Consider the following 21,214-nt stretch of genomic DNA (forward strand, 5'->3'; position numbering starts at 1 on the left):
GACCTCGGCGACGCGGCCGGTCGCGAGCTCGCCCGGCGGTGGGGCGGAGTCGGCACCGAGGACGAGCTCGAGCGGCTGCGCCGCGCCCGCGACGCGCTCCAGGCCGTCGTGCGCTCGGGTGCGCCCGCGGCCGTCGCGGAGCTCGCGGACCTGGTCGCGCACGCCGTGCGCACCCCGCGCGTCACCGGTGAGCGCGTCGCGGGCGCGGCGCAGCCGCTCGAGCTCGTCCTCGGTGCCGACTCCGCCCCACCGCCGGGCGAGCTCGCGACCGGCCGCGTCGCCGAGGTCGTCCGTCGGCCGTCCGTCCACCACGGGCGCGCTGTTCAGCACCGCCAGGAGCAGCTCCTCGTCCCGATCCACCGTTCCCCGTTCTCCCGCCGTGCGGCCCGTTCGATCCATGCTAGCGTCCGGCTAACCAGTAAATCTACTTGAAGGGGTTAGCTATGGTCGTCGTCCATCACCGCACCGTGTCCATCGACGGACTCGACGTCTTCTGGCGGGAGGCCGGGCCCGTCGACGCGCCCGTCCTCCTGCTGCTGCACGGGTACCCGAGCAGCTCGCACATGTTCCGCCACCTCCTCCCCGCCCTCGCCGGCCACTACCGCGTCATCGCCCCCGACCACATCGGCTTCGGACGCTCGTCCGCGCCCTCCGTCGACGACTTCGACTACACGTTCGCGGCCCTGACCGCGGTGACCGGCCGCTTCCTCGAGACCATCGGGGTGACCCGGTACACGATCTACGTCCAGGACTACGGCGCCCCCGTCGGCTGGCGCCTCGCCCTCGCTGATCCGTCCGCGGTCGTCGCCGTGATCTCGCAGAACGGCAACGCCTACGAGGAGGGCTTCGTGCCCGGCTTCTGGGACCCGATCTGGGCCGACGCCGCCGAGCGGACCGACGAGACGCGCGACGCCCTCCGGCCGGCACTCGGCCGGGAGGCCGTCGAATGGCAGTACACCCACGGTGTCCCCGACTCCACCATCGTCGATCCGGACGCCTGGGAGCACGACCTCGCGCTCCTCGCCCGCCCCGGCCAGGACGACGTGCAGCTGGCGCTCTTCCGCGACTACGCCACGAACCGCGCCCTGTACCCCGCCGTGCAGGCGTGGATCCGCGAGTCCGGAGTCCCCGTCCTCGCCGTCTGGGGCCGGAACGACGAGATCTTCGCCCCCGCCGGCGCCCAGGCGTTCCTCCGCGACGCGCCTCACGCGCGCATCGAGCTCGTCGACGGCGGGCACTTCCTGCTCGAGTCCCACCTCGACCGCGTCGTCAGCGCGATCACGGACGGGCTCGGCCGCGAGTGACGGTCCCGTGAGCCGGGCGGGTCCGCTGATTCGGCCTCGCGGGAGCGGCCACGGATGCCTGCTCCTGCTGCCGGCAACCGCGCCGACGTCGGCGCAGCGGGTCGCGATCCCGACCCGCTGCGCCCGGCGAGACCCTCCTGCCCGGCGTCCCTCAGCGGCTGAGGAGGGCGACGAGGTCGGTCGCGATGCGGTGCTCGACGTCGGCCGGGACGGGCTGCACGACGGCGTCGAGGTCCGCGGTGACGACAGCGGCGAGGCTCCGGGCCTGGAGGGTCAGGCCGAGGTCCATCGCCTGGATCGGATTCCCGCCGGCGGCGGTGAGGTTGATCATCCGGCCGTTCTCGAGGCGGACGATCCGCTTGCCGTTCTTCAGGCGGATGCCCTGCCGGCGCTGTCCGTCGGCGAACTCGGTGGTCGACTCCGTGGCGGCCGCGAGGGCGTCCTCGTCGATCTCCCACGGGAAGTGACCGACGCCGGCGATCACAGCGCCGTCGGCGAAGGCGTCGATCTCCGCGGCGCCGATGACGCCGGGTGCGCCGGTGGCGGTGAAGACGAACTGCGCGTCCGAGAGGACGTCGGCGACGGGTCCGACACGGTGGCCGCGGAGGATCGCCTGCAGCGAGCGGATCGGGTCGACGTCGGCGACGGAGACCCGCGCTCCGAGCTGCGCGAGGGTGTCGGCTACTCCGCGTCCGCACGGACCGTAGCCGATGACCGCGGCGCGGGTGCCCGGGATCATGAGGTTCGTGGCGTTCATGAAGCCCTGGACGACGCTCTGGCCGACCCCGTACTCGTTCTCGACGATCAGCTTGAGGGGCGAGTCGTTGATGACGACGACCGGTCGCGGGAGGGTCGCGCTGTTCTCCCGCAGGCGGATGCCGCCGGTGGTGGTCTCCTCGGTGCCGCCGAGGTAGTGGTCCGGGACGCCCGAGTCGATGAGCCGGAGAGTCAGGTCGGCGCCGTTGTCGAGGGTGAGATCGGGATCGTGCTCGAGCACCTCCTCGATGTTGCGGAGGTGCTCCGCCTCGCCGTCGCTCTGCTTCGTGTGCACGTGCACGCCGAGGGCGCGGAGGTCGTCGGCGACGTCGTCCTTCGTGGTTCCGGGCGAGCCCGTCAGAGCGATGTCCATCCCGGCCTCGACGAGGAGCGACACGAGTGCGGCGGTCTTGGGCTCGACGTGGAGGCAGATCGCCAGCTTCTTCCCGGAGAGCACCGGAGCGAGCTCCCGGACCGCCTGCGCGGTGAGGGGCATGTGGTCGAGAGCCCAGCGGCTCGCCGGGTGGGAGAGGGAGGAGGTCATGGCAGGTCCTGTCTGAGTGGGTACGTGGGGCGTCGAGTGGGGGCGTCGTGTCGTCGGCGGCGCGGGAGTCGCGTCAGGGCGCTCGGCCCCCGGCGGGCTGCCGCCGCGCCAGGCGTCGCGCGTGCTTCGAGTGCGCTGCCCGGTACGGAAGGTCTTGAGGAGGCCGATCGCCGGGGACGGCCGCGAGAGGCCGCGCTCGCCTGCTCTCTGCGAGATGGAGCCCGAGGTGCATCTCCTCACGCCGGGCCGAGGTCGGCACGGCGCGGATCGTCATCGGTGAGGACACCAGCCCAGTCTGTCGACCCGGACGAGCCCTCGCTCGGATGATCGTGCCCGGCGGCAGCAACTCGGGAGGGGCCGACCTGTCGTGCGGTGACGTCCCGCGCGGATCGACGAGCGTGCCGCGTCCGCTCACCCTCCGGTGACTGGGCGAGGGGCGTCGAAGAAGAGGTAGGACACGAAGTGGATCGCAACGGTGGCGGCGATGCCGGCGGCGGGCGTGATCCAGAAGCTCCTCAGGGGGGCGGAGAGGCGACGGACGACGATGAACGAGACGACGGGAGTGATGACGACGAGCACCCACGGAGCGAAGGCCGCCCATTGGACGGCCCGCCCGAGCGTCGACAGGTCGGACCACTCATCGACGGCCGGATAGTTCTCGGAGGCGTAGCTCAACAGTCCGAACGGGACCAGGTTGACGGCGACCACGAGGTGGACCAACGCGAGCGCTCCGATCCGGAGGCGTGCACGAGCGAGGTCCAGTGCGCGAGTCGAGGAGGTCACGGGCGAAGGCTATCGGCGTCGCCGGGAGCACAGAAGGAGCGGTGGTCCTCGCTTTCGGCGGTCGCTGCGCTACAGCCGCGCGAAGAATCCAAGGCCCCCAAGGCGAGGGCGGCGCTGGTGAGCGCCACCGCTACCCTGACGCCATGCGCCGCATCCTCGACGACCCTCTTCGGAACCGCGTCCGCACCGGCTCTCCGTCCGTCGCGTCGGCCTGATGGAGCGGCGACGGACGGACCGCTCGGAGCCGGTTCGCGAGTTCCGGCCCTCGAGGGCCCGGCAGAGGAACGAGTCGCGACGGTTGAGGCCCGTCGCCGTCCTTCCCGCGCTGGTCCTGCTGGCGGGGAGCGGCTGGGGCGTCGTGATCGCCGACGACCGCCGTGCGGCGCTGGCCGTCTACCTCGGGCTGTTCGGCTTCGCCACCGTGGTGGCTCTGGTGATCGTCGGAGTGCTGGCGCTCCGCAACCGGCGGTTCCTCGGCACCGCGTCGCTCCGGATCTCGGACCGGGCGATCGAGTGCACGGACGCTCGAGGCAGGGTCGTGACCTTCGAGCGCGCCGCCCCGTCGGTGAAGGCGCTGCTCGCGTGGGTGCCCGCCGGCCCCAACAGTGAGGGGATCAATCTCCCCCCGTCGCTGATCCTGTTCCTGTCGGACGGGAGCCGGTCGCTGCGGCTCCGCGGGGCGGACTGGGAGATCGAGGATCTGCGGGCAGTCGTCGCTGCCGTGGAGACGCCGCTCCTGCCGGCGCCGCGTGGCGTGCACACCGGTAACCGGAGCGTGTGGGCGCGCCTGACCGGAGCCGCTCGTCGGCGGGAGATCGAGGCGCCGCCCGCCCCGGAGAAGACGCTCAGCCCCTCCGAGATCAACGAGCTGATCCCCGGCACGATTAGCTTCCGCGAGACCCGTCCGCTGACGTTCGCCCTCCTGATCGGGTTCGGCTCGGTGGCTCTCGTGCTGGGCGTCGTCGTCGGAGTCGCCTTCGTGGTGGTGCCCGGGTAGCGGTGGAAGTCGGCAGCAGTGCGACAGGCCTCCGAGCGGCATCTCGCGCCGAAGGGGGAGGTGCGCTCAGGTGGGATGCGTCGGCGGAGGAAATCGCAGATGTTCCGCGAGCGGGTGCCTTCCCAGATCCGCCGAGGTGGCGCGTCAGGCAGTCAACTGCGGAGGGTTCGTGAGCAGGGCTCAAATTCCAATGACCTTAGTGCCGAAGGCAGACAAGAGGCTTTCCCGGAACAAAGGATGCGCTCCGAGAAACTCTTCTGGACTGCGATGCTCCTTGATGATAGGAACCGACCGCGCTAAAGACCCATGGCCTTCTACACTAAGCTCGCGTAACTCGTCGACTAAGCCGTTGCGGCTTAGTCCTGTCGGCTCGAGAGCAACATATCGCAGGCCTAATGCTATCAGCATCTTCTGCTCAAGCTCAATATTCTCACCGAGACCATGTGCGGTCATGTAGTCCAGAAAATCAAGATCGAACGTTGAAAGAAGCTCCGTAATGCTTATGTCGCGAACGATGCCGTCCCAGGCAATGCTTCCTCGAACAAGAGTGCCGGTAACCCTATGCTTTCGAGCCAGTGTTATCTCTGGGATGAAGGATGCATCGCGGTCGCGGGCAATTTTGAACAAGCCATATAGTATGGACTGCGGACAGTAGATATTCAGTCGAACCTCTGCGCCGATATGCTCCGCCTCCTCAAGCCAGCTGTGGATGATTTGGGGCCAGGGGTCCGTTCCCCGAGTAACCTGGTCCACGTTCCCTAGTAATTTGAGCCACGCGGGACGATTAGCAGGAACGACTTGGTCCGAATAGTTCATCGCATATCTGCTGCGACTTCCCGACACGAGTTCGAGTAGACGCTCGCTCGGCCATACCAGCGGGTCGGCAAATACCCCCGATCCTTCTGTGACTACCAGGCTCCATGTTTCGAGTACTCCTAGTTGGTAGGGCGTGCTTATTGAGACTTCGTCGCATTCAATGATCCTAGATAGATGAGTTTGGACCAACTCTTCTTGCCAGTAGTCCTCCGGTTCGAATTCATCGATCGCGTCCTCTGAAAAATGAAGACTAATATGCTCTCGCATTGCTTGGTCAAATTTAGACAGGGCTAAGAAATTAGCGTACGGGAAAATAACGCGCTCGTTCGAGCCGGAGTAATCGAGGCTAAGTAGAATAAAATCTTCCACATCCAAGAGCAAGAGTGCATCTTTGGCCTGCTTTACGGACAGATCACGGGCTTCAGCGCTCTCGAAAAGCATTCCGAAATAGGAGGGGCATAGGTCAAGGCCGGCAGATAATTTGCTAGGGATTACAGGGTCGCAACGAAGAATAGTGCCACTACTATCCAGAATGAGCTCGAGCCCAGTGAGGTAGAAATCGGCATGGCTTTGGTATCTTGAAAAAGGAACAGCAAGTTCATGCCAGGTAGTTGAAATCAATATGCAACGTAACTGGTCTGTACGGATGCCGTGATTTTGCGCGAGAAGTGCGACATATTTTTCAAGTTCGTGCAGGGCTTGGCGAGCGGTTTGATCGGCTCGTTTCAGCTCAATGATGACAAGGTCGCCGCGTCCATCACGAGCAAGAATATCGATCGATCCAGATGCGCCATTAGTATTCCGCAAGTGATATTCGACCTTTATTAGAGACAACTCCTCGCCAACGACGTTCAGGTTTTCTGCCAATGCATCCCTGAGGCCAGCTTCTTTGGGTGTGGTGTTGCTACGTTTCAAAATTTGTGCTCCTCTGCAGTGCTTCTCAGTTGTTTCGATTTCGCGAATGGCTGATAACTTTTCGTCTCAGTGTGTCTGAATCGGCCTCGGTTTACGACAATCTCACCCCTTCGCATCGACCTCGTCCCGGTTGCAGTAATTCCTGAGGATCCGGCGCGTCCGGCAATAGGACAGCGCGGAGCCTTAATCGCGGTCGCGGCGACGAACTTCGCAGCGACCGCGATTAACTCTTCGCGGCCGAGGCCGCGGCTCCGAGCCTCCGAGCGACCAGCTCCTCGGGGACGTGGCGTGAAGCCAGGCCAGTCGCCGCCCCACCCAGCCGCACGTCCCCCTCCGGATACGCGTCGTGCGAGAAGCGCAGCCGCACCCCCGCCGCCTCCACCCGCTCGAGCATCTCGGACGTCCGCTCGTGCGCCCGCGCGTCGTCGCTGATGAACCGCGGCAGCCGGCGCAGGCGCCCGGACCAGCCGAGGAACTCCCGCCCCCACGCCGCGTCTCCGGCCACGAGCACGCGCCCCTCGACGAGCACCCCCAGGTGACCGCGTGCGTGCCCCGGCAGCGGCACCACGAGCAGCGACCCGTCGCCGAACAGGTCGAATCCGGTCAGCCCCTTGATCGTCGTCGCGGGCTGCTCGTCCGCCACGATCCCGGCCGCGAACCACGGCGGCAGCAGCGCGCGGAAGATCCCCTCGCGCACGCGGTTCCGCCGCACGGAGGCGACCTGGCCCGACGACAGCACGAACGTCGCGTCCGGGAACCAGCGCACGCCGCCCACGTGGTCCGGGTGCAGGTGCGTGAGCACCACGAACTCCACGTCGGCCGGGGTCAGGCCGAGGGCGAGCAGCCGCTGGTCGACGGTCTCGTCGTCCGGCACCGTCGCGGGCAGGATGCGCTCGTACAGTCGTCCGACGAGGCCCGTTCCGCGGAACGTCGGCGGGTAGCCCGTGTCCACGAGCACCCGTCGGCCGCTCGCGTGCGTGTAGAGGAAGACGTTCGAGGGGAAGACGCGGCGGGGGAGCCCCTTCCCGCGGAACACCCGGGACAGCGGGAAGACGGTGCTCCCGCACGCCATCACCTGCAGCGACGACTCAGCCACGCGACCTCCTCAAGTGCTCGCCGACCCGGCGGATGCCCTCGGCCAGCGGCACGGTCGGCTCGTAGCCGAGCTCGGTCCGCGCCCGCGAGATGTCGAGGGTCTGCGCGTAGGCGAGGGTCGCCACGGTGTAGCGGGTGAACGGCGGCTCGCGGCCGGGCAGCAGCCGGTAGACCCGCTCCAGGATCTCGGCGAGCCCGGTCAGCACGCGCAGGTCCACGCGGATGAAGCGCGGCTCCTCGCCCATCGCGGCGAAGAAGCGCTCGAGGAGGTCGCCGAGCGGAGCGGGCTCGCCGTTGGTGATGTTGTAGACGCCGCCGTCGGCCACGGGAGCGTCGGCGGCGAGCACCAGCGCGTGCGCGGCGTTCTCGACGCAGGTGATGTCGACGGGGTTCCGGCCGCCGTCGAAGAGGGGGATGCCGCGGCGGCGGCTCGCGGCGACGAAGCGGGGGAGGAGGCTGGGGTCGCCGACGCCGATCAGGCCGCGGGGGCGCAGGATCACGAGCTCGGGGATCCGGCCGGCGCGGTGCGCCTCCTGCAGCAGCCGCTCCGCCTCGATCTTGCTGCGGATGTAGAGGCTCATCCGGCTGCCGGCGTCGACCTCCTCCTCCCGCACCAGGTACTGGTGGCGGCGGGCGGAGTAGATGCTCGGCGAGGAGACGAAGACGAAGCGGCGGATCCCGCAGCGCTCGGCCAGCGCGATCATCGCCTCGGTCCCCGCGACGTTCGCGCGCTCGAACTCGCTCCACGTGCCCCACGGGCTCGAGAGAGCGGCGGCGTGCACGAGCACGTCGGCCTCGACGGTCGTCGCGCCCAGCTCGGCGAGGTCGGCGCGGAGGACCGTGGCGCCCTCCTCCTCCAGCCGCGCCAGCGCCTCGGGGGCGCGACCGGTAGCGAGCACGTCGTCGCCCGCGGCCAGGAACTCGCGCACCGCGTAGCCGCCGAGGAACCCCGTCGCCCCGGTGATCAGCACGCGGCGCCGGCGCTCAGCGGACATCGACGACCTCCAGCCCGCGCTTGCGGCCCCAGTACCAGAGCAGGATCCCCAGGTACCCGAGCGCCTTGCCCTTCCGGATCGACATCAGCACGACCGCGTGCTTGTCGAGCAGCACCTCGCTCCGCCCGATCACCTGGCAGACCTTGAGGTGCAGCTCCAGGTCCTCGTCGGTGTCGTCGATGCTCGAGCGCGGGAAGCCGTCGACCTGGAGGTACAGCGCGGCGTCGATCGCGAGGTTGCAGCCGGCGGCCATGAACATCCGGTACCGCTGGCCGGGGCGGCGGTAGAAGACGCCCGGCGCGTGCTCCATCAGGCGGATCAGCGCGGTGCCGAGCACTCCATCGTACCAGCGGTAGACGGCTTCGTCCCGCCGCGGGGACAGGCGGCCGCCGACGAAGCGGGCGCCGCCGCGGAGGTCGGCCTTGAGGCGCGCCACCCAGTCGGCGCTCGGCAGGCAGTCGGCGTCCGTGCGGGCGACGGCCGTCGCGCCCTCGGCGATCGCGTGGCGGAAGCCGGTGTCGGAGGCGGCTCCCGTGCCCTTCTGCGCCTCGTCGATCACGGCGACCTGCCGCTCCGGGCACCGGCGGCGGAACTCCTCGATCACGGCGCGCGAGCCGTCGGTGCTGCCGTTGTCGACGAGCAGGAGGGTGAAGTCCGGATCGGTCTGGCGGGCGAGCGCGTCGAGGGCGCCGCCGAGCAGCTTCTCCTCGTCGAGGAAGGGCACGACCACCCAGAAACCGCGCGCGTCCATCCGTCCCCCGCTCCGGGACCATGGTGTCGGCGGGCGCCCGTGCCGTCAAACCGCGCCGACACGGCACGCAGAAGCGCAGAGGCGCGCTATACAGGGATTCGCTCCGCACGTCCCGGGGCAGGAAGGGGCCCGCGTGCCCGACCTCCTCCCGCTCCGCATCCTCGGCACGGGCGAAGCGCTGCCCGAGCGGATCGTCACGACCGCCGAGGTCGCCGCGCTCTGCGGCCTGCCCGCCGACGAGGCAGAGCGCCGCTCCGGCGTGCGCACCCGCCACTGGGTCACCGACGACGAGGACCCGCTGGAGCTCGGCCTGCTCGCCGCCCGCCGGGCGCTCGCGGCGGCCGGACTCGACACGGTCGACGTGGTGCTCAACGCCTCGGGCACTCAGCTGCAGGCGATCCCGGACGGAGGCGCACTGCTCGCGGCGGGACTCGGCCTCGACGACGTCTCGGCGTACAGCGTCGGCGCCACCTGCCTGTCGTTCCTCTTCGCTCTGCAGGAGGCGGGGTTCCTCCTCGCCACGGGTCGCGCCGACACCGTGCTCATCGTCTCGACCGACTGCGGCAGCCGCGGCATCGACCCGGGCCAGCCCGAGAGCGCCCTGCTCTTCGGCGACGCGGCCGCCGCCGTCGTGATCGGCCGCGCCGAGACTCCGGGACAGGGCCTGGTCACCACGCACTTCCGCACCCGCCCGAGCGGTGTGCGCCACGCGGAGCTGCGCGGCTTCGGCTCGCGCATCCGCATCGAGGAGGCGCCCGACCGGCTCGCCGACTTCCGCTTCGACATGCAGGGCAAGGCGCTGCTCGTCGACGCGCTGCGGCACTTCCCGGCGTTCCTCGAGGAGGTGCGGCCGGGCCTCTCGAGCGGGCTCCCCGGCATCGACCGGGTGGTCCCGCACCAGACCAGCGCGGCCGGGCTCGAGGGCATGGCCCGCCTCTGGGGTCGCGACCGGATGACGATCACGCTCGGCGAGGTCGGCAACACGATCGGCAGCGCGATCCCGTTGGCCCTGCACCGCTCGCGCGTGCAGCCGGGGGAGTCGGTGCTGCTGGTGGGCACGGGCGCCGGCACCCACTACGGCGCGGTGGTCCTGCAGGCGTGAGAGGCGGCGCCTAGCCGAGGAGCGACAGGGGCGAGAGCCCGAGGAACGGCGCCATCACCACGAGGCAGACCGCGGCGGACGGCAGGAACCCGTGGAAGGAGTCCCGCCCGCCGACCAGACGGGCGAGCAGCCCCGTGACCAGCGGCGGGAGCAGGAACAGCAGTAGCCACGGAGCCAGGACCTCCGCGCCCGGCGCCGTCCAGTCGGGCTGGTCGTCGCGGTCGAGCGGAGGGAGCCGCACGAGGAGGAACGCGGCCGTGAGGACGATCGCGGGGAGGACCGACAGGCAGGTGAGCGTGATCGCGGTGAACCTCGCCCCGTCGTCCCGGGAGTACCGGGCACGGTCGGGGTCGGGCGCAGGTCCCCGGTCGGTGTCCTCGTCCCAGCCCGGACTGCTGAATCGGATGCGTCCCATCAGGCGATCATGCCGTTCCGGAGCGGGGTCCCGGCCCGGCAGACGGAACCTCCGTCATCCCCGCCGCCCGACCAGTGCCCGCAGCGCGTCGCGGACGAACCGGGCGCCGGCGACTCCGCCGTAGTGCGCCGAGAACCGCTCGTCGTCGACGTACATCTCGCCGAGCCCGAGCAGGTACTCGTCGCTCGGGCCGCCGGTCGCGTCGCGGGGCGTGCCCGGCACCTCGGCGAGCCAGGCGCGGTGCCGCTCGGCCAGCGCGAGCGCCTCCTGCCCGGTCGGATCCGCCCCGCTCGCCGCCGCGGCGGTCCAGGCGTCGGCGAGGTCCGCCTGCCGCCGCTGCCACTGCTCGCGGTCCTCCGCGCTCATCGAGCGCCACCAGCGGTCGCCGTCGGCGTACGCCGGGGCACCCCAGCGGCGCTCCACCTCCTCGCGGTGCTCCGCGTGGTCGAACCCGTCGAACATCTCCTCGGCCATCGGCCCGTTCCCTTCTCTCATCGTGGTGATCGTCCCGGTGACCGCCCGGATGCGGCGGTCGAGCCGTCGGCGCTCCTCCTGGAGCACGTCGAGGTGCCGCTCGAGAGCGGCCACCGGCTCCGCGTCGCGCCGCAGGATCCGCCCGATCTCGGGCAGTCCGAGACCGAGGTCGCGCAGCAGCAGGATCCGCTGCAGCGTCACGAGCGCGGCGGCGTCGTAGTAGCGGTAGCCGTTCGCGCCCACCCGGCTCGGCGGCAGCAGCCCCTCGGCCCCGTAGTGCCGCAGCGTCCGGCTGGTCGTACCGGCCAGCCGCGCCACCTCGTGCACGGTCCACTCCTGCTCCACAGCGCCCTCCGTCTCCGCGTCGCCGGGGACTCCGGCGGCGATGGAAGCGACGGTACGGGTTGACGCAGCGTCAACGTCAAGCGGCGCGGACGGATCCGCTAGCGGGCGCCGATCCTGCGCGTTCCCACCCGGAGGACGAGCTCGGTCACCGGCACCGCGGCGATCGAGCAGCAGGCCGCGGGCACCACGGTCAGCAGCGTGACGACGGCGTCCGTCCCGTCGCCCGCATCGGTCCACGCCGCGATCGAGACCACGAGCCAGGCGATCGCGAGGATGCAGACCGTAGAAGCGGTCCAGAGGACCGGCCAGGGCGCGCGACCCCGTCCCGCGGAGTAGGGGAGCCCGCCGACAGCCGCCGTCACGGCGGTCGCCAGAAGCGCTCGGGCCAGCGGGAGGAGCAGCTCGCCGGGGTCCCGGCCGGTGTCGAGGGAGGACAGGGCGAACAGGACCGAGGTCGTCGCGAGCGAGAGGACCCCGGCGACGGCGACGAGCGTCAGCAGGGTCCGGACCGCGACGCTCACCGGTCGCCCCCGGCGAGGAACGCGCCGCGCTCCTCCAGCAGCCGCCGCAGGTGCCGGTCGAGCACCAGCCGCTCCGCGATCCGCCCGAGGACGCCGAGCGGCGCGGAGTACTCGAGCCGGTCGATCATCACGGAGCCGGAGCCGGAGCCGTCGGACTCGAAGCGGTGCTCGTGCCGGAAGGTCGCGAAGGGACCGCGGGTCTGCTCGTCGACGAAGGAGTGCGGGGCGTCGAGCGCGGTGACGGCGCTGGTCAGCCGGAGCGGGACGCCGAAGTGCCGGGCGCTCCAGGTCACGTGCTCGCCGAGCCCGATCAGCCCGGTGGTCGTCCCGGACACCGCGCGCTCGCGAGCGCCGGCCTGCGAGCGCATGTGCAGATCGATGTCGCGCGCCCGGTCGAACATCTCGGCGGCCGGGCGGGCGGAGCGGGTCACGACCTGGAGGAGCACGGTGTCGATCCTGCCCGCCGCGCCTGCAGCCGGCCGCGGACGCGCCGGTCCGCCCGCCTCACCAGCTCGTCACCACGGTCCGCGTGATCACCCACCCCTCGTCGCGGCGGACGAGGCGGCTCGTCAGCTGGAGCCGCCAGGTCGCGTGCAGGCGGCCGATGGTCGCCTCGGTGATGGTGCGGGAGGAGAGCACCGGGTGCGCGGCGCCGCCCGAGAGGGCGCTCTCGACGTGGTCGATCTCGTGGTACTCCTTGCGCGCCTCGTCGATGTCGGCGAGCCACTCCTCCCGCGACTGCACCAGGCCGGTCGGGTGCTCGATCACGAAGCGCTCGTCGAGCAGCGCCTCGAGCGCGGGCAGGTCCACCAGCTCCAGCGCGTCGAAGAGGGCGGCGTGCACCGCGGTCGGGCCGTCGTCCTCCAGCTCGTCGCCCGTGCCGGCGGTCCCGTCGCCGCTCATGCCGGCGGTCCCGTCGTCGCGCGGCGGACGAGCTGCGTCGGCAGCTGCACGTGCAGCGAGCGCGGCTCGCGCCCGGCCATCAGCGCGATCAGCATCTCGGCGGCGGTCGCTCCGAGCGTCTGCATCGGCTGGCGGACGGTGGTCAGCGGCGGATCGAAGCGAGCGGCCTCGGGCACGTCGTCGAAGCCGATCACCGACAGGTCGTGGGGCACGGCGAGGCCCAGGTGCGCGGCGGTCTCGATGATCGCGAGCGCCGAGACGTCGTTGGCGGCGAAGACCGCGGTCGGGCGGTCGGCCAGCGACAGGAGCGAGGAGGCGGGCCGCCGGGCGGTGTCGCGGTGGTAGTTGCCCACCCGCAGCAGGCGCTCGTCGAAGGCGATGCCGGCCTCCGCCAGCGCCGCCCGGTAGCCGGCCTCCCGCAGCCGCGCCGAGCGCAGGTCGCCGCGGCCCGCGACGAAGCCGATGCGGCGGTGCCCGAGGGCGACGAGGTGGCGGGTGGCGAGCAGGGCGCCGCCGAAGTTGTCGGACTCGACGGTCGGCAGGTCGGCGCGGCCGGTGTGCGGGTCCACGGCGACGAGCGGGATGTCGGAGGGGGCGCTCACCACGCTCGGTGTCACCATGATCGCCCCGTCGATGAGGGTGCCGCTGAGCCGGCTGAGCGAGCGCCGCTCCCAGCCCTCCTGCTCGCCCTCGTGGGAGCCGGAGTAGGCGAGCAGGTCGAACCGCGACTCCGCCAGCACCGACCCCACGCCCTTCAGGATCTCGGCGCTGAACGGCTCGAACCCCGCGACGAGCACGCCGATCACGCCCGTGCGCCGGGAGCGCATGCTGCTCGCGACGAGGCTCGACTCGTAGCCGAGCTCGCGCACGACCTCCAGCACGCGGGTGGCGGTGGAGGGGGCGATGCCGTAGCGGCCGTTCACGGCCTTGGACACCGTCGCCACCGAGACGCCGGCGGCAGCGGCGACGTCGTGGATGGTCGGTCGGGTGGTCATGTGGCCGACTGTAACCCGTGCTTCGAAAACCATTTCGAAAACGTTTGACCACTTTCGCAAGCACTGCGGACACTGACTCCACCCGCGAAGGCGGGAACCCCCACGGCGCCGGTGCACCAGGCGGCGCCCTCGATGAAGAGAACGGTTGGACGATGAAGTTCAGGAAGATCGCAGTGGCGACAGCAGCCCTGCTCGGCACGGTCGCGGCCCTCACCGGCTGCTCGGCCCAGGACTCGGGATCGAGCGACGGCACCGTCGCGATGACCCTCTGGCAGAACTCGACCACGGGCCCCGGCCAGGAGTTCTGGGACAAGACGATCGCGGACTTCGAGGCCGCGAACCCCGGAGTGACCATCGAGTCGCAGGCCATCCAGAACGAGGACCTCGACGGCAAGCTCCAGACGGCGCTCAACTCGGGCGACGCCCCCGACGTCTTCCTCCAGCGCGGAGGCGGCAAGCTCGCCGCCATGGTCGCGGGCGGACAGCTGAAGGACCTCACCGGCGGCATCTCGGACCAGGCGCGCAGCGAGATCCCCGAGGGCTCGTTCTCGGCGAACACGCTCGACGACAAGGTCTGGGCGATGCCGGTCGCCGTCCTCCCGGGCGGCCTGTTCTACAGCCAGGACCTCTTCACGGCGGCGGGCGTCACCGAGACGCCGAAGACCATCGACGAGCTCGACTCGGCGATCACGAAGATCAAGGGCAGCGGAGCCCAGGCCGTCGCGCTCGGCGCGAAGGACGCCTGGCCCGCCGCGCACTGGTACTACTTCTTCGCGCTCCGCGAGTGCAGCGCCGACACCATGGCCGAGGCGGCCGACACCAAGGACTTCTCGGACGACTGCTGGGTCCGCGCGGGCGAGGACCTGCAGGACTTCTCGGCCACCGAGCCGTTCAACGAGGGCTTCCTCACGACCGCCGCCCAGCAGGGCGCGGGCAGCTCGGCCGGACTCCTCGCCAACCACCAGGCGTCGATGGAGCTCATGGGCGCGTGGAACCCCGGCGTGATCGCCTCCCTCACCCCCGACGAGAAGCCGCTGCCCGACCTGGGCTGGTTCCCGTTCCCCGAGATCGACGGCGGCGACGGCGAGGCCGGCGCGATCATGGGCGGTGTCGACGGCTACTCCTGCTCCGTGGGCGCTCCCGACGAGTGCGTCGACTTCCTCAACTACCTGGCCACCTCCGACGTGCAGAAGGAGTACTACGCGGCCTTCAACGCGCCCCCGGTGAACACCGTTGCGCAGGAGGCGGTCACCGAGCCGTACCTGCAGCAGATCCTCGAGGCCTACAACTCGGCCCCGTACGTCTCGCAGTGGCTCGACACCGTCTACGGCCTCAACGTCGGCAACGCGCTGAACGTCGGAGTCGTCGACCTGCTGGCCGGCAAGAGCGACCCCGAGCAGCTGGTCGAGGCCGTCAACGCCGCCGCGGCGAAGGCCTAGCCACCATGGCACTCCGCGAGAGCCCGCTCCTCGGAGTGGATGAGCCCCGCGGGACCGCGCGCACCGGAGGCGTCACCTCGACGCCTCCGGTGCGCCGGCGCCGCCGCAGCGTGGGCTGGGCGGGGCGCTTCGAGATCGCGCTCCTGGTCGGCCCGGCGCTGATCGTCTTCCTCGCCTTCGTGATCTTCCCGGTCGTGATGGCGGCCTACTACGGCTTCTTCAGCTGGCAGGGCTACGGAGTGCCGACGGACTTCGTCGGCTTCCGCAACTACCTGACGATCCTGCAGGACCCCACCTTCCACGACGCCCTCGCGCACAACGGCATCATCGTGGTGCTCTCGCTCGTGCTCCAGGGGCCGGTCGCGATCCTCCTGGCGCTGCTGCTGAACCGCAAGCTGCGCGGGCAGTCGATCATCCGCGTCCTGATCTTCGTGCCGTACGTGATCTCGGAGGTCGTCGTCGGCACCGGCTGGAGCCTGATGCTCCAGACCAGCGGCGCGGTCAACGGCCTGCTCGAGAAGGTCGGCCTCGGCGCGCTGAAGCAGGACTGGCTCTCGGATCCGGCGATCGCGATCTGGACGCTGATGCTGATCATCACGTGGAAGTACATCGGCTTCGCCGTGATCCTCTTCCTCGCGGGTCTGCAGGGCATCCCCGAGGAGCTGTCCGAGGCCGCGGCCATCGACGGCGCCTCCTACTGGCAGGTGCAGCGGCGGATCACCCTGCCCCTGCTCGCGCCGACCCTGCGGATCTGGGCGTTCCTGTCGATCATCGGCGCACTGCAGCTGTTCGACCTCGTCTACATCATCTGGGGCCAGTACGTGTCCTCGACCGCGGGCACCTCGACCATGGCGATCTACCTGGTCACCAACGGCCGCAACGCCGGCAACTACGGGTACGGGAACGCCGTCGCGGTGGTCCTGTTCCTGATCTCGCTCGTGGTGGCGCTGCTCTACCAGCGCTTCGTGCTCCGGCGCGACACGGCGGGCGCACTGACGGGAGACAAGCGATGACCGGCACGACGATGACGGCCCCGCCGATCACTCCGGAGACCCCTCGGCCTCTCGCGGTGAAGCGGCGCCGGCAGCCCCTGGGCCGCGGCACCACGATCGCCTACGTCGTGGCGATCGTCGTGATCGCGCTGATGCTCGCCCCGGTGGCGTACATCATCCTCGGCGGCTTCCGCACGAACGCGCAGATCACCACCGACCCGGCGGGCCTGCCCTCGCCGTGGAACGTGCAGAACTACCTCGACGTGATCACCGGCGGCGTCTTCTGGCAGGAGGTCGGCAACTCCACCATCGCCGGCCTAGCGACGACGCTCGGCGTGGTCGTGCTCGGCCTGATGGCGAGCTACGTCCTGGCCCGCTACGACTTCACCGGCCGGGGCGTGTTCTACGCGCTCTTCGCCGCCGGCCTGATGTTCCCGATGACCGTGGCGATCACTCCTCTCTACCTGGTGATCAAGAGCCTCGGCCTGATGAACTCGCTCGCCGGAGTGGTGCTGCCGCAGATCGCGTTCGGCCTGCCGACCACGATCATCATCCTGGTGCCGTTCCTCCGTGCGATCCCGGACGAGATCCAGGAGGCGGCCTTCATCGACGGCTGCAGCCGGATCGGCTTCTTCTTCCGGATGGTCGTGCGCCTGGCGATGCCCGGCGTGATCACCACGGGGATCCTCGCGTTCATCGCGAGCTGGAACAGCTACCTGCTGCCCCTGTTCATCCTCAACAACGAGTCCACCTTCACCCTCCCGCTCGGAGTCCAGGCGTTCTCGTCGCAGTACTCGGTCGACACGGCGAAGGTGCTCGCCTTCGTCTCGCTGTCGATGATCCCGGCGCTGATCTTCTTCAGCGTCTTCGAGCGCCGCATCGTCGGCGGGCTGACGGGGGCGGTGAAGGGATGAGCGGATCGCTCCGCCCGTCCGCCGCGTCCCCCGTCCCGTCCGCACCCGTCGCCCCACCCGCAGAGAGGGTCGCACCGTGACCGCACCGCACGCACCAGAGGACCCCCAGGCCCCGTCCGCCCGCACCACCGAGCTGCTGGGCCGGATGACGCTGGAGGAGAAGCTCTCCCAGCTGGTCGGCTACTGGGTCGACCAGGGCGGCGAGGTCGTCGCCCCGCTCGCCGGAGAGATGGCCACCTCGACCGGGTACGCCGAGGCGACCCGCGAGGGGATCGGCCAGCTGACCCGCGTCTACGGCACGCGCCCCGTCGATCCGCTCGAGCGCGCCCGCTGGCTGTGGGCGGAGCAGCGCCGGCTCGTCGAGGAGACGCGGCTGGGCATCCCGGCGATCGTCCACGAGGAGTGCCTGACCGGGCTCGCCGCCTGGCAGGCCGCGACGTTCCCGACTCCGCTCGCCTGGGGCGCCTCCTTCGACCCGGAGCTCGTGGCCGAGCTCGGCGCCGTGATCGGCGGCTCGATGCGCGAGCTCGGGATCCACCAGGGCCTGGCGCCCGTGCTCGACGTGATCCGCGACCCCCGCTGGGGCCGGGTCGACGAGTGCATCGCCGAGGACCCGTACGTCGTCGGCACGATCGGCACCGCCTACGTGCAGGGGCTGCAGTCCACCGGCGTCGACGCGACGCTGAAGCACTTCATCGGCTACTCCGCCTCCCGCGGAGGCCGCAACCACGCGCCGGTGCACGCCGGACCGCGCGAGATCGCGGACGTGCTGCTGCCGCCGTTCGAGATGGCGATCCGCGACGGGGGCGCCCGCTCGGTGATGAACTCCTACGCCGAGATCGACGGGGACCCGGTCGGAGCGACGCCCACCTACCTCACGGGCGTGCTGCGCGAGCGCTGGGGCTTCGACGGCGTGGTCGTCGCCGACTACTTCTCGGTCGCGTTCCTCCACCTCATGCACGCGGTCGCCGCCGATCTGGGCGAGGCGGCCGAGCTGGCGCTCGCCGCGGGGATCGACGTGGAGCTGCCCACGGGCGACGCGTTCCTCGCTCCGCTGGCCGCGCGCATCCGGGCCGGGGAGGCCGACGAGGCGCTCGTCGACCGGGCCGTGCTGCGGGTGCTCGCGCAGAAGGAGCGGCTCGGCCTGCTCGACGCGCGCTTCGACGACGCCCCCGAGTCGATCGACCTCGACTCGCCGGCCCACCGTGACATCGCCCGCCGCCTGGCCGAGGAGTCGGTGGTGCTGCTCGCCAACGACGGCGTCCTGCCGCTCGCTGCGCCGCGCCGCCTCGCGCTGATCGGCCCCAACGCCGACAGCGCGCCCGCGCTCATGGGCTGCTACTCCTTCGCCAACCACGTGCTGGCGCACCACCCGGGCGTGCCGCTGGGCTTCGAGATCCCGACGGTCGCGGACGCGCTGGCCGACGAGTTCGGCTCGGCCGAGCTGCTGCTCGCCGAGGGCTGCTCGGTCGAGGGGGACGACGTATCCGGGATCGCCGAGGCGGTCCGGGCGGCCGCCGACTCCGACGTGGCGATCGTGGTCGTCGGCGACCGGGCGGGCCTGTTCGGCCGCGGCACGGTCGGCGAGGGCAACGACGTCGAGAGCCTCGAGCTCCCGGGCCGCCAGCGCGAGCTGGTCGAGGCGGTCGTGGCGACCGGGACTCCGGTCGTGCTCGTGCTGCTGACCGGCCGCCCCTCCGCCGTGGGCTGGGCGCTCGACGGGCCGTCGGCTCCCGCCGCCGTGCTGCAGGCGTTCTTCCCGGGGGAGGAGGGCGCCGGCGCGATCGCGGGCGTCGTCTCGGGACGGGTCGAACCCTCCGGCCACCTGCCGGTCTCGCTGCCGCGCTCGGCCGGGGCGCAGCCGTTCTCGTACCTGCACCCGATCCTCGGCGGGCCGTCGGACGTGACCTCCGCCGACAGCACGCCGGTGCGCCCGTTCGGCCACGGCCTCTCGTACACGGCCTTCGCCCGGACGGAGCTGGCGGTCGGGGAGTCCGCCCCGACGGACGGCTCCTTCACGGCGACCGTGCGCGTCCGCAACACGGGCGAGCGAGCGGGAACCGACCTGGTGCAGCTGTACGCCCGCGACGTGTTCGCGAGCGTGACCCGGCCGGTGGCGCAGCTGCTCGGCTACGCGCGGGTCGCGCTCGAGCCCGGCGAGGAGGCGGAGGTCCGCTTCGAGGTCCCGGCCGCGCGCCTGGCCTTCACCGGACGCGAGGGCGTGCGGATCGTCGAGCCCGGCCGCGTCGAGCTGTGGGTGGGCCCGGACTGCGCGACGCGCGAGACGGAGGCGGAGCTCGAGCTGGTCGGCCCGGCCGCCGCTGTCGACGCCTCCTCGCAGCGCCTCGTCGGCACGCGGGTCCAGCGGGCGGGAGCGGGCGTCCCGGCCTGACCCGTGCACAACGCTGGAAGGATCGCTCCGGCGGGCCGTGGATCCGCGGATCCCGGTGCCCGCGGGGCGATCCTTCCTGCGGTCTGAGCACGGCGCGGCTCCGGCACCGCTCTGGCGCGGCTCGGACGGGCGCGGCAGGCTGGGGGGATGAGCGACGACGCGAAGCAGACCCTCCTCCGCTACCTGCAGGAGGGGCGCGACGCCCTGCTGCAGAAGCTCGACGGGCTCGACGAGTACGACGTGCGGCGGCCGCTGGTCTCGACGGGCACGAACCTGCTCGGCCTGGTGAAGCACGTGGCGGGCACCGAGGCGGGCTACCTCGGCGCCGTGTTCGGGCGGCCGTTCCCGGAGCCGATGCCGTGGATGGAGGACGAGTCGGAGCCGAACTCGGACATGTGGGCGACGGCCGACGAGTCGACGGCCGACGTCGTCGCGCTGTACCGCCGCGTGTGGGCCCACTCCGACGCGACGGTCGCGGCCCTCCCGCTCGATGCTCCCGGGCAGGTCCCCTGGTGGACGAACCGCGACGTGACGCTGCACCGGATCCTCGTCCACATCACCGCGGAGACGCACCGGCACGCGGGCCACGCCGACATCGTCCGCGAGCTGATCGACGGGCGGGTCGGGCTCCGGACGCCCGGCGACAACCTCCCGCCGGTGCCGGAGGAGTGGTGGCCGGAGTACCGGGAGCGCCTCGAGTCGCTGGCGCGCGCCGTCCGCGACCGGGGCTGACGTGCCGGCGTCCGTCGGCACCGCGGTCACGCCTGCGCGCGCGGCGAGGCTGCTCGACGAGCTCGATCCCGCGACGGAGGAGGCGCTCGACGCGGCCCTGGGCGGTCGCGGTCGGGGCCGGGCCGCCCTGCAGCGGCGCCGCGACGGCGCGTCGCCGGAGGAGCGGAGGCAGCGGGCCGCGCTCGAGCGCCGGGCGTTCAGCGCGGAGGCGGACCCCGCGGCGCTCGAGGAGCTGGCACTGCTGCGCGCGCAGCTCCGCGAGCGGGAGGAGGCGCTCGACGCCGCGGTCGCGGGACTGGCCGCGCCCGTCGACCCCGCAGCGGCCCAGGGCCGGATCGGCCGCGGGACGGCGAGCGACCGGACCGGTGGGGACGAGACCGGCGAGACCACCGGAGGCGACGACGCCGCCTCCCGCACCTCCGCCACGCCCCGCCCGCGCCGCCGCCTCGGGGTGATCGCCGCCCTCGTCGCCGTGCTCGGGCTCGCCGCCCTCGGCACGGCCGCCTCCGTCGCGCTGGCCCCTCGCCCGTCGCTGGAGGTCTTCACCGAGCCCTGGGCCGTCCCCGACGACGTCGCCACGCGCCCGCTGTCGACCCTCGCGAGCCTCCGCGTCTTCCACTGGGGGCCGACGCGCTACCTGGGCAGCATCGTCGGAGTCGACTACTTCGCCACCCTCAGCCTCGACTCCTTCTCGGCCGCGGAGCTCGCCGACGAGTCCGTCTGCCTCTACGGGCTCGCGCGTTCCGACGGCGACGTCGTCGTCACGGACTGCGCGGCGACCGCCGACTTCATCGCGAGCGGCATGACCCTCTCGCCCGACGACTACCAGGGCGACGCGGGCGGCACCGGAGTCGCCTGGGGTCCGACCGGAGGGATCCGCTCGGCCGGCTGAGGCGGCTGGCCCGACTCCACCGGGCCCGCCCGCCGTCCCCGATCAGCCCCTCGTCCGAGAGCGACGGCACCACGACCAGGTCCGACTTCCCCACGTTCGCCAGCGCCTGCGCGTACTCGACGACCGCCGAGCACACCTCGTC

21 protein-coding genes and 1 pseudogene are annotated in these 21,214 nt (G+C 71.3%); 9 read left to right on the forward strand and 13 right to left on the reverse strand.

The window, feature by feature from the left end:
* A pseudogene (locus C5C82_RS14680) lies at window positions 1–360 on the reverse strand (hypothetical protein); the annotation flags it as partial.
* 83 nt (window positions 361–443) lie between these two features.
* On the opposite strand from C5C82_RS14680, the gene C5C82_RS14685 reads away from it, so the two are divergent.
* Entirely contained in the window at window positions 444–1,304 is an 861-nt protein-coding gene (locus C5C82_RS14685; RefSeq protein ID WP_104355279.1) for an alpha/beta fold hydrolase, read from the forward strand.
* 151 nt (window positions 1,305–1,455) lie between these two features.
* Here C5C82_RS14685 and C5C82_RS14690 read toward each other — a convergent pair whose 3' ends face one another.
* Together C5C82_RS14690 and C5C82_RS14695 are read right to left on the reverse strand one after the other, a co-directional pair.
* Entirely contained in the window at window positions 1,456–2,604 is a 1,149-nt protein-coding gene (locus C5C82_RS14690) for an adenosylhomocysteinase (RefSeq protein WP_104355280.1), read from the reverse strand.
* 411 nt (window positions 2,605–3,015) lie between these two features.
* Window positions 3,016–3,387 (reverse strand): hypothetical protein, encoded by a 372-nt coding sequence (locus C5C82_RS14695; RefSeq protein WP_104355281.1) that lies wholly within the window; start codon window positions 3,385–3,387, stop codon window positions 3,016–3,018.
* 298 nt (window positions 3,388–3,685) lie between these two features.
* On the opposite strand from C5C82_RS14695, the gene C5C82_RS14700 reads away from it, so the two are divergent.
* Entirely contained in the window at window positions 3,686–4,384 is a 699-nt protein-coding gene (locus tag C5C82_RS14700; protein WP_104355282.1) for a hypothetical protein, read from the forward strand.
* Window positions 4,385–4,564: 180 nt separating this feature from the next.
* On the opposite strand, the gene C5C82_RS14705 is transcribed toward C5C82_RS14700, so the two are convergent.
* The 4 genes from C5C82_RS14705 to C5C82_RS14720 form a co-directional block, all read right to left on the reverse strand.
* Entirely contained in the window at window positions 4,565–6,115 is a 1,551-nt protein-coding gene (locus tag C5C82_RS14705; protein WP_181134454.1) for an endonuclease NucS domain-containing protein, read from the reverse strand.
* Between the two features lie 223 nt (window positions 6,116–6,338).
* Entirely contained in the window at window positions 6,339–7,211 is an 873-nt protein-coding gene (locus tag C5C82_RS14710) for an MBL fold metallo-hydrolase (RefSeq protein ID WP_104355284.1), read from the reverse strand.
* A complete protein-coding gene (locus C5C82_RS14715; protein ID WP_104355285.1) occupies window positions 7,204–8,205 on the reverse strand; it encodes an NAD(P)-dependent oxidoreductase in 1,002 nt (333 codons plus the stop codon). The genes C5C82_RS14710 and C5C82_RS14715 overlap by 8 nt, the downstream gene beginning before the upstream one ends.
* The gene (locus C5C82_RS14720) at window positions 8,195–8,956 is read right to left on the reverse strand and encodes a glycosyltransferase (protein WP_104224910.1); all 762 of its coding nucleotides are present in this window, start codon (window positions 8,954–8,956) and stop codon (window positions 8,195–8,197) included. The genes C5C82_RS14715 and C5C82_RS14720 overlap by 11 nt, the downstream gene beginning before the upstream one ends.
* 133 nt (window positions 8,957–9,089) lie before the next feature.
* On the opposite strand from C5C82_RS14720, the gene C5C82_RS14725 reads away from it, so the two are divergent.
* Window positions 9,090–10,058: a 3-oxoacyl-ACP synthase III family protein gene (locus tag C5C82_RS14725; RefSeq protein WP_104295388.1), complete on the forward strand. Its 969-nt coding sequence runs from the start codon at window positions 9,090–9,092 to the stop codon at window positions 10,056–10,058.
* Between the two features lie 10 nt (window positions 10,059–10,068).
* On the opposite strand, the gene C5C82_RS14730 is transcribed toward C5C82_RS14725, so the two are convergent.
* The 6 genes from C5C82_RS14730 to C5C82_RS14755 all read right to left on the reverse strand — a co-directional run bounded on the left by C5C82_RS14730 (window position 10,069) and on the right by C5C82_RS14755 (window position 13,711).
* Entirely contained in the window at window positions 10,069–10,473 is a 405-nt protein-coding gene (locus tag C5C82_RS14730) for a hypothetical protein (protein WP_104355286.1), read from the reverse strand.
* Between the two features lie 54 nt (window positions 10,474–10,527).
* Window positions 10,528–11,292, reverse strand: coding sequence for a MerR family transcriptional regulator (locus C5C82_RS14735; RefSeq protein ID WP_104295386.1), 765 nt, complete (start codon window positions 11,290–11,292; stop codon window positions 10,528–10,530).
* Window positions 11,293–11,390: 98 nt separating this feature from the next.
* The gene (locus C5C82_RS14740) at window positions 11,391–11,813 is read right to left on the reverse strand and encodes a hypothetical protein (RefSeq protein ID WP_104295385.1); all 423 of its coding nucleotides are present in this window, start codon (window positions 11,811–11,813) and stop codon (window positions 11,391–11,393) included.
* Entirely contained in the window at window positions 11,810–12,259 is a 450-nt protein-coding gene (locus tag C5C82_RS14745) for an SRPBCC family protein (RefSeq protein ID WP_308471293.1), read from the reverse strand. The genes C5C82_RS14740 and C5C82_RS14745 overlap by 4 nt, the downstream gene beginning before the upstream one ends.
* 58 nt (window positions 12,260–12,317) lie before the next feature.
* Window positions 12,318–12,716 (reverse strand): nuclear transport factor 2 family protein, encoded by a 399-nt coding sequence (locus tag C5C82_RS14750; RefSeq protein ID WP_104263368.1) that lies wholly within the window; start codon window positions 12,714–12,716, stop codon window positions 12,318–12,320.
* Window positions 12,713–13,711 carry a LacI family DNA-binding transcriptional regulator gene (locus C5C82_RS14755; protein WP_104263367.1) on the reverse strand — a complete coding sequence of 333 codons (999 nt, stop codon included), beginning with the start codon at window positions 13,709–13,711 and terminating at the stop codon, window positions 12,713–12,715. The genes C5C82_RS14750 and C5C82_RS14755 overlap by 4 nt, the downstream gene beginning before the upstream one ends.
* Window positions 13,712–13,863: 152 nt before the next feature.
* On the opposite strand from C5C82_RS14755, the gene C5C82_RS14760 reads away from it, so the two are divergent.
* The 6 genes from C5C82_RS14760 (at window position 13,864) to C5C82_RS14785 (ending at window position 21,072) form a co-directional block, all read left to right on the forward strand.
* Window positions 13,864–15,150, forward strand: a complete 1,287-nt coding sequence (locus tag C5C82_RS14760; RefSeq protein ID WP_104349598.1) for an ABC transporter substrate-binding protein — start codon at window positions 13,864–13,866, stop codon at window positions 15,148–15,150.
* 5 nt (window positions 15,151–15,155) lie between these two features.
* A complete protein-coding gene (locus C5C82_RS14765) occupies window positions 15,156–16,163 on the forward strand; it encodes a carbohydrate ABC transporter permease (protein ID WP_104226347.1) in 1,008 nt (335 codons plus the stop codon).
* On the forward strand, window positions 16,160–17,056 hold the full coding sequence (locus C5C82_RS14770; RefSeq protein WP_104224899.1) for a carbohydrate ABC transporter permease: 897 nt from the start codon (window positions 16,160–16,162) through the stop codon (window positions 17,054–17,056). The genes C5C82_RS14765 and C5C82_RS14770 overlap by 4 nt, the downstream gene beginning before the upstream one ends.
* Before the next feature lie 145 nt (window positions 17,057–17,201).
* Window positions 17,202–19,448: a glycoside hydrolase family 3 N-terminal domain-containing protein gene (locus C5C82_RS14775; RefSeq protein ID WP_104355287.1), complete on the forward strand. Its 2,247-nt coding sequence runs from the start codon at window positions 17,202–17,204 to the stop codon at window positions 19,446–19,448.
* A 147-nt stretch (window positions 19,449–19,595) separates the two neighbouring features.
* Window positions 19,596–20,180: a DinB family protein gene (locus C5C82_RS14780; protein ID WP_104282942.1), complete on the forward strand. Its 585-nt coding sequence runs from the start codon at window positions 19,596–19,598 to the stop codon at window positions 20,178–20,180.
* 1 nt (window position 20,181) lies between these two features.
* Window positions 20,182–21,072, forward strand: coding sequence for a hypothetical protein (locus tag C5C82_RS14785; protein WP_104355288.1), 891 nt, complete (start codon window positions 20,182–20,184; stop codon window positions 21,070–21,072).
* Window positions 21,073–21,214: the final 142 nt, after the last annotated feature.

It is taken from the genome of Rathayibacter sp. AY1D5, from assembly GCF_002932515.1.
Lineage (GTDB): Bacteria > Actinomycetota > Actinomycetes > Actinomycetales > Microbacteriaceae > Rathayibacter.

Coding starts and splice junctions, on each gene's coding strand:
- C5C82_RS14755 (WP_104263367.1), bottom strand. CDS start 13,711: ATGACCACCCGACCGACCATCCACGACGTCGCCGCTGCCGCCGGCGTC.
- C5C82_RS14780 (WP_104282942.1), top strand. CDS start 19,596: ATGAGCGACGACGCGAAGCAGACCCTCCTCCGCTACCTGCAGGAGGGG.
- C5C82_RS14720 (WP_104224910.1), bottom strand. CDS start 8,956: ATGGACGCGCGCGGTTTCTGGGTGGTCGTGCCCTTCCTCGACGAGGAG.
- C5C82_RS14765 (WP_104226347.1), top strand. CDS start 15,156: ATGGCACTCCGCGAGAGCCCGCTCCTCGGAGTGGATGAGCCCCGCGGG.
- C5C82_RS14775 (WP_104355287.1), top strand. CDS start 17,202: ATGACGCTGGAGGAGAAGCTCTCCCAGCTGGTCGGCTACTGGGTCGAC.
- C5C82_RS14715 (WP_104355285.1), bottom strand. CDS start 8,205: ATGTCCGCTGAGCGCCGGCGCCGCGTGCTGATCACCGGGGCGACGGGG.
- C5C82_RS14685 (WP_104355279.1), top strand. CDS start 444: ATGGTCGTCGTCCATCACCGCACCGTGTCCATCGACGGACTCGACGTC.
- C5C82_RS14750 (WP_104263368.1), bottom strand. CDS start 12,716: ATGAGCGGCGACGGGACCGCCGGCACGGGCGACGAGCTGGAGGACGAC.
- C5C82_RS14730 (WP_104355286.1), bottom strand. CDS start 10,473: ATGGGACGCATCCGATTCAGCAGTCCGGGCTGGGACGAGGACACCGAC.
- C5C82_RS14770 (WP_104224899.1), top strand. CDS start 16,160: ATGACCGGCACGACGATGACGGCCCCGCCGATCACTCCGGAGACCCCT.
- C5C82_RS14690 (WP_104355280.1), bottom strand. CDS start 2,604: ATGACCTCCTCCCTCTCCCACCCGGCGAGCCGCTGGGCTCTCGACCAC.
- C5C82_RS14760 (WP_104349598.1), top strand. CDS start 13,864: ATGAAGTTCAGGAAGATCGCAGTGGCGACAGCAGCCCTGCTCGGCACG.